Origin of the sequence: Pseudoduganella sp. RAF53_2 (genome assembly GCF_052113985.1) — a bacterium.
Taxonomy (GTDB): domain Bacteria; phylum Pseudomonadota; class Gammaproteobacteria; order Burkholderiales; family Burkholderiaceae_D; genus Rugamonas.
Genome location: NZ_JBFRDW010000287.1, coordinates 1 through 7,168, shown reverse-complemented (window position 1 = coordinate 7,168; position 7,168 = coordinate 1). Strand labels below are relative to the sequence as shown.

Below are 7,168 nucleotides of genomic sequence, written 5' to 3'. Positions count from 1 at the left end.
GGGCGCAGGCGCTCTAGATGCGGGTAGCGTGGAGTCTTCGCGCGCTAGGCCGCGTCGCGGTGGCGCTCAAACAGGATCTGGTCGTACCAGGCGCCCTGGTGCTGCATGCTGCGCGTGGCGCGGCCGTAGGCGCGGAAGCCATTGCGTTCCAGCACGCGCACGGAAGCCGCATTCTCAGGCCGCGAGTTGGCTTCAATGCGCCAGAAATCCAGTTTGCCGAACGCTTCATCCAGCAGCAGCGCCACTGCGCGCGAGGCCACGCCGCGGCCGGCGTGAGCCTGGCCGATGCGGTAGCCCAGCGAGGCCTTGTTGAAGGCCACCCGCTGCACCCCAGTCAGGTTCACGCGGCCGATAATTTCGCCGCCGGATTTCAGCAGATATTGATGCGACAGGTCGAGATCGCGCTCGCGCTGGGCAATCGCCAGCGAAGCGCGGACCATCTCGATGCTGTAGTAAGAAGGATCGCGCGGAACGACCCAGTGTTCAAACCACGCGCGGTTGGCCGACTCGAACGCCAGCAGGTCATCGGCATCGCCGACGACAGCGGGAGCGAGCACCAGGTCCATGCGCGAAGGGAGCGGCGAAGCCGGCAGCGAAGGCCTTAGCCCAGCGCGGCGATACCCGCCTTGGCGATCTGCGCATCTTCCGTCGACTTCACGCCGGACACGCCCACCGCGCCAACCGTGTGGCCGTCGATCACAATATTCACGCCGCCTTCCAGCATGCCTTCAACGCCCGGCGCGCTGAGGAAGGAAGTGCGGCCGTTGTTAATGATCTCTTCGTAGATGCGCGATTCGCGGCGGCCCAGCGCGGCAGTGCGCGCCTTGGAAGGAGCAATGTGCGAGGACATCGGCGCCGCGCCATCCAGGCGCTGGAACCACAGCAGGTGGCCGCCATCGTCGCAGATGGCAAAGCTCACGGCCCAGTTATTCGCCTTGGCTTCAGCTTCGCAGCCGGCAGCAATCTTCTTCACATCTTCCAGGGACAGGTACGGCTTGGTTTGCATGGTTCTCTTCCTTATTGCACTGCAGGCTGCTCGCGCAGCGCTTTCAGCTTCTGTTTGATCTGGCCCATCACGGCCATGGTGGCACGCTCGCCGGCCTGGATGGCCACGGCGCGGTTCTTGAAATCGCTGGACGCCATCTTGCCCAGCGGCGGCTGGATCACGATGTCCGCATCGCGCAGCTCCAGCTGGTTGATGCGCTGGCCCATGATGGAGAAGGTCTGCATGATGACCTCCAGCGAAGAATTGGTTTGCTGCGATTCAGCCTGGGTCGAGATATTGACCGCGATGATGAAGTCCGCGCCCATCTCGCGCGCAAAGCGCACCGGCACCGGCGCCACCAGGCCGCCATCGACATAGGTATGGCCCGCAATCGTCACCGGCTGGAACACGCCCGGCACGGCGGAACTGGCGCGCACAGCCATGCCCGTATTCCCGCGCTGGAAAAGAATCGGCTGGCCGGTCTTCAGGTCGGACGCCACGGCGCCGAAGGGGATCTTCAGCTTCTCGATGGCGCGGTGGTTCACCGCCTTGTTCACATACGCCTGCAAGGCCTCGCCTTTCAGCACGCCGGACGACTTGCCGAACAGCGGCAGCGCCCAGTCGGAAATGGCCGATTCGTCCATATCGTAGGCCATCTTCTGCAAAGTGCTGGCGTTGTTACCGGCCGCATAAAGCGCGCCGACCACGCTGCCCGCGCTGGTGCCGACCACCAGGTCCGGCGTGATGCCATTCGATTCCAGGGCCTTGATTACGCCGATGTGCGCGAAGCCGCGCGYGGCGCCGCCACCGAGAGCCAGGCCAATGCGGACTTTGCGCAGCTGCGGAGGCGCTTCAACGACGGCCGGCTGCGCCGGCGCCGTGGCGTGCGCGTCAGGTGTTGTGGGTGAGCCAGGCGTAACCGGCTGCACGGCACCGGACGGCACCGCAACGGGCTGGGATGGAGTTGGATTTGTCTGGCAGCCGGCCAGCGCCAGGGCTGCCAGCGCGGCCAGGGTAAAACGTTTCAAATACATGTATGGTTATGAGATCTGCACGGGTTGAGCGTGCAGATTGTAACGCATACCGGACATCACACCGTCTGTTCCGGCCCTACCAGGGTCTCGACCTGCTGCGGCGCGCTGGAAAGTGCCTTCGGCAGGCTGACGGTAAAGGTGCTGCCGTGTCCTGCTTCCGAGGTGATGGTCAGCTTGCCGCTGTGGCGCAGCAGCACGTGCTTGACGATGGCCAGGCCCAGGCCTGTGCCCTGCGTCTCGCGCGAGCGACTCTTGTCCACGCGGTAGAAACGCTCGGTCAGGCGCGAGATGTGCTCAGGGTTGATGCCGATGCCCGTATCCTGCACCTGGAACTGCACGCCGCTTGGCGTATCTTCCCAGCGCAGATGGATGGTACCGCCCACCGGCGTGTAGCGCACCGCGTTGGACACCAGATTACCGAAGGCGCTGTGCAGTTCGTCCACGCTGCCCATTACGTCGCCGCCCTTCACTTCCAGTTCGATGGTGTGCTTGCCGTTGGAGAGCGCGCGGCCTTCGTGCAGCAGCTGCTCCATCAGCTTGGTCACGTCCACGCGCTCCGGGCGCATCGGATGATCGACAGATTCCAGGCGCGACAGCGTCAGCATGTCCTCGATCAGGTGCTGCATGCGGTGGCCCTGCTCCATCATCAGCTTCAGGTGCGAAGCGCGGGTTTCCGCATCCAGATCCATCGACGCAGCGATTTCCAGGAAGCCCACGATCACGGTCAGCGGCGTTCGCAGTTCGTGCGAAGCGTTGGCCACGAAGTCGCGGCGCATCATCTCCGCGCGCTGGGTTTCCGTCACATCGTGCGTGACGAGAATCTGGCGGCGGTTTTCAAACGGGATGATGTGGACGATCAGCTTGCGCTCGCGGAAGCTCAACGTCAGCGGCTGCTCATAGCGGCCCAGGATCAGGTAATCCATGAAGTCCGGGCTGCGCACCAGATTGGTCACGCGCATGCCTTTGTCGCGGTCATGGCGCAGGCCCAGGTGCTCTTCCGCAGCCGGGTTACACCACTCCAGGAACAGCACGTCGTCCATGATGACCACGCCGTCCGGCAGCAGGTGCATGGCCTGGCGGAAGCGCGCCAGCCACTCGGTCAATTCAGCCTGGTTCTTTTCGTCGTCGCGGCGCAGGCGGTACAGGCGCGCGAACACGCCGGTCCACTCGCCCCAGCCATCCGGCAGGCGGCTGCTTTGCGGATCGTCCAGCCACTGGCTGGCCTGGAACAGGTAGCGCAGCTGGATCAGAATCCACGCCAGCATGCCGACGAAGGTCACGAAGGCCGCAGCCGATGGTCCGAACATCCACCATGCCAGGCCCGCCGCGGCCAGCAGGAGGCCCATGCGCACGGCAACGGGCACCCAGAACAGAACGAGCGGGTTCATGATTTCTCGGACAGCATGTAGCCGACGCTGCGCACCGTGCGGATCAGGTGTTCAGCCTCTTTCAACGCCTTGCGCAGGCGCAGCACATGCACATCCACGGTACGCTCCTCAATGACCACGTGGTCGCCCCACACCTTGTCCAGCAGCTGGCTGCGCGAGAACACGCGCTCCGGGTGGGCCAGGAAGAACTTCAGCAGCTTGTACTCGGCGTGGCCGATGTCGATCTTGCTGTCGTTCAGCGATACGGTGCAGCTGACCGGGTCCAGCGTGACCGGACCGGCCTTCATCAGCGTCTCCGCCAGCTCAGGGCTCTTGCGGCGCAGCAGCGCGCGCGAACGGGCCAGCAGCTCGCGTGGCGAGAACGGTTTGGTGATGTAGTCGTCGGCGCCGCTGTTCAGGCCAGCCAGCTTGTCCTCTTCCATGCTCTTTGCCGTCAGCATGATGATGGGGACATTGCCGAAGTGGCGGTCGCCGCGAATGCGCGCCAGCAGGCGCAGGCCGCTCTGGTCGGGCAGCATCCAGTCCAGCAGCACCAGCTGCGGGGTACGGGTCTGCATGTATTCCCAGGCTTCCTGCGTGCTCTGCACAGAAACGCAATGCCAGCCGGCTTCGCGCAAGGAGAACGTCACCAGCTCAACGATCGCCGGTTCATCTTCAACAATCAGTACAGTCGTCTTATCCGATGCCATTGCTTACCTTATTCTGGGCTGGCCTCGGGTGCGGGTGCGGCAACGCGGCTGTGGCGGATGTCCTTGCCTTCCACCACATAGATCACGTATTCGGCGATGTTCTTGGCGTGATCGCCAATGCGCTCGATAGCCTTGGCCACCCACATCGTGTCCAGTGCCGCCGAGATTGTACGCGGATCTTCCATCATGAAGGTAATCAGATTGCGCATGATGGAGCGGAACTCGTGGTCGATGATCGCATCCTGGGCGATCAGCTGGAGCGCCTGCTTGCCGTCGTTGCGGGCGAAAGCGTCCAGCGCATCGTGCAGCAGATCGCTGGTCGCATTGGCGATGGAACGCACCATTTCGTAGTGGTTCACGGTCACCGCGCCGCGGCCGTGCAGGCTCTTGGCGGTACGGGCGATCTTGGCCGCTTCGTCGCCGATGCGTTCCAGGTCGGTGATGACCTTGATGGTGGCCATCACGGTACGCAGGTCATTGGCGGTCGGCTGGCGGCGCACGATCAGGTGGCTGCACTGGTCGTCCAGCTGCACTTCCAGCTGGTTCACATTGTCGTCTTCGCGGATCACGCGGTCGGCGCGCTCAATGTTCCCGATGCGGAAGCAGGTCATGGCGTCGAGGAACTGGGTCTCGACGATGCCGCCCATCAGCAGAACCTTGGAGCGGATCGCTTCCAGTTCGTGATCGTACTGCTTGCTTGAATGTTCGCCCATCATGGCAATCTCTCCGAATTTATGTAATTTTTTTGTTAGCCGAAGCGGCCAGTGATGTAATCCTGGGTTTCTTTACGCGCAGGATTCATGAAGATCTGGTCGGTCTCACCGAATTCCACCAGCTCGCCCAGGTACATATAGGCCGTGTAGTCCGAGCAGCGCGCTGCCTGCTGCATATTGTGGGTCACGATGGCAATGGTGTAATCCAGCTTCAGCTCACTAATCAGTTCTTCGATCTTCGACGTCGAGATCGGGTCCAGTGCGGAAGTCGGCTCGTCCAGCAGCAGAACGTCCGGCTTCACAGCCACGSCGCGSGCGATGCACAGACGCTGCTGCTGGCCRCCGGACAGCGACAAACCGCTCTTGCTCAATTTATCTTTCACTTCGGTCCACAGGGCGGCCTTCTTCAGCGCCCATTCCACGCGCTCGTCCATCTCGCCCTTGGACAGGTCTTCATACAGTCGCACGCCGAACGCGATGTTATCGTAAATCGACATCGGGAACGGAGTCGGCTTCTGGAACACCATGCCCACTTTGGCGCGCAGCATATTCACGTCCAGGCCTGCTTCCAGGATATTGCGGCCGCGGTAGGCAATCGTGCCTTCCGCGCGCTGGCCCGGGTACAGGTCGTACATGCGGTTCAGCGTGCGCAGCAGGGTCGATTTGCCGCAGCCGGACGGGCCGATGAAGGCGGTTACTTTTTTCTCGTGGATGTCCAGGTTGACATTGTGCAGGCTGCGCGTCTTACCGTAGTAGAAGTTCAGGCCGGAGATTTCGATAATTTTGCTTGCTTGGGTCATGATCTCTTTAGTCTTGGATTATTTCGGCGCATTCTGTGCAAATACGGTACGCGACAGGATATTCAGGCCCAGCACGCTGAAGGTCACCAGCAGCGCGCCCCCCCATGCCAGGGCTCGCCAGTTGTCGTATGGGCTCATCGCGAACTGATAAATCACCACCGGCAGGTTAGCCATCGGCTGATTCATGTCGGCGCTGAAGAACTGGTTGTTCAGGGCCGTGAACAGCAGTGGTGCGGTCTCGCCGGACACGCGGGCCACAGCCAGCAGCACGCCGGTCACCACGCCAGCCTTCACGGCGCGCAGGCGCACCATGGTCGATACTTTCCAGCGCGGGGTGCCCAGTGCGTAAGCGGCTTCTAGCAGCGAGTTCGGCACCAGGCGCAGCATATTGTCGGTAGCGCGCACCACCACCGGAATGGCGATCAGGGACAGCGCCAGCGAACCGGCGAAACCGGAGAAGTGCTTCAGGTTCGCCACGTACAGGGCGTACACGAACAGGCCAATCACGATCGACGGCGCCGACAGCATGATGTCGGTCACGAAGCGGGTTACCTGCGCAACCTTGTTATCGTCGCCGTATTCGGCCAGATAAATGCCGGCCAGGATGCCGATCGGGGTCGCCACCAGGGTGGACAAGCCGACCATCAGCAGCGAACCGAAGATGGCGTTCCACAAACCGCCGCCTTCGCTGCCGGGAGCGGGCGTGGTGGCGGTGAACATGGAGCCGCTCAGGGCGCCCACGCCGTTGACCAGCAGGGTCGCCAGAATCCACAGCAGTGCGATCAGGCCGAACGCCATGGCGCCAACCGACAGGGCGATGCCCGCGCGGTGCACCAGCAGGCGGCGGCGATAAACGGGATTATTCGTATTAATCATTTCACGCCCTCCTTGCGCGACATGCCCATCAACATCAGCTTCGCGGCGGACAGCACGATGAAGGTAATCACAAACAGGAACAGTGCCAGCGCATACAGCGAGGACACGTGCAGCGGCGTCGACGCCTCTGCGAATTCATTGGCCAGAGTGGAAGCGATACTGTTACCCGGCGCGAACAGCGAGCCGCTCAGTTCATTGGCGTTACCGATCACGAAGGTCACCGCCATGGTCTCGCCCAGCGCGCGGCCCAGGCCCAGCATCACACCGCCGACCACACCGGTCTTGGTGTAAGGCAGAACGATCTTGCGCACCACTTCCCAGCGGGTACAGCCCAGGCCGTATGCCGATTCTTTCAGCACGGCCGGCACGATTTCAAACACGTCGCGCATCACGGATGAGATGAAAGGAATAATCATCACCGCCAGGATCAGGCCGGCAGTCACCATGCCGATACCCATGGTCGGGCCGCTGAACAGCACGCCGATCCAGGGCAGCTGGCCCAGGGTGGCTTTCAGCAGCGGCTGCACATACGTGCCGAACATCGGCGCGAACACGAACAGGCCCCACATACCGTAGATGATGGATGGTACGCCGGCCAGCAGCTCAACCGCCGTGCCCAGCGGGCGGCGCAGCCAGACCGGGCAGATCTCGGTCAGGAACAACGCAATGCCAAAACTCACCGG

9 protein-coding genes are annotated in these 7,168 nt (G+C 62.6%); all 9 read right to left on the bottom strand.

The window, feature by feature from the left end:
* Positions 1-44: 44 nt before the first annotated feature.
* Positions 45-566: a GNAT family N-acetyltransferase gene (locus AB4Z11_RS17500; RefSeq protein WP_442026516.1), complete on the bottom strand. Its 522-nt coding sequence runs from the start codon at positions 564-566 to the stop codon at positions 45-47.
* Between the two features lie 35 nt (positions 567-601).
* The gene (locus tag AB4Z11_RS17495; RefSeq protein ID WP_442026515.1) at positions 602-1,006 is read right to left on the bottom strand and encodes a GlcG/HbpS family heme-binding protein; all 405 of its coding nucleotides are present in this window, start codon (positions 1,004-1,006) and stop codon (positions 602-604) included.
* Positions 1,007-1,017: 11 nt separating this feature from the next.
* Positions 1,018-2,019: a patatin-like phospholipase family protein gene (locus AB4Z11_RS17490; RefSeq protein ID WP_442026514.1), complete on the bottom strand. Its 1,002-nt coding sequence runs from the start codon at positions 2,017-2,019 to the stop codon at positions 1,018-1,020.
* A gap of 56 nt (positions 2,020-2,075) precedes the next feature.
* Positions 2,076-3,407, bottom strand: coding sequence for a phosphate regulon sensor histidine kinase PhoR (phoR, locus tag AB4Z11_RS17485; RefSeq protein WP_442026513.1), 1,332 nt, complete (start codon positions 3,405-3,407; stop codon positions 2,076-2,078).
* Positions 3,404-4,096 carry a response regulator gene (locus AB4Z11_RS17480; protein ID WP_442026512.1) on the bottom strand — a complete coding sequence of 231 codons (693 nt, stop codon included), beginning with the start codon at positions 4,094-4,096 and terminating at the stop codon, positions 3,404-3,406. The genes phoR and AB4Z11_RS17480 overlap by 4 nt, the downstream gene beginning before the upstream one ends.
* A gap of 8 nt (positions 4,097-4,104) precedes the next feature.
* Positions 4,105-4,812 carry a phosphate signaling complex protein PhoU gene (gene phoU, locus AB4Z11_RS17475; protein ID WP_442026511.1) on the bottom strand — a complete coding sequence of 236 codons (708 nt, stop codon included), beginning with the start codon at positions 4,810-4,812 and terminating at the stop codon, positions 4,105-4,107.
* 32 nt (positions 4,813-4,844) lie between these two features.
* Positions 4,845-5,609, bottom strand: a complete 765-nt coding sequence (gene pstB / locus AB4Z11_RS17470; protein ID WP_442026510.1) for a phosphate ABC transporter ATP-binding protein PstB — start codon at positions 5,607-5,609, stop codon at positions 4,845-4,847.
* An 18-nt stretch (positions 5,610-5,627) separates the two neighbouring features.
* Positions 5,628-6,485 carry a phosphate ABC transporter permease PstA gene (pstA, locus tag AB4Z11_RS17465; RefSeq protein WP_442026509.1) on the bottom strand — a complete coding sequence of 286 codons (858 nt, stop codon included), beginning with the start codon at positions 6,483-6,485 and terminating at the stop codon, positions 5,628-5,630.
* The coding region (gene pstC / locus AB4Z11_RS17460; protein WP_442026508.1) for a phosphate ABC transporter permease subunit PstC at positions 6,482-7,168 on the bottom strand (687 nt) is incomplete at its 5' end. The genes pstC and pstA, both read right to left, overlap by 4 nt.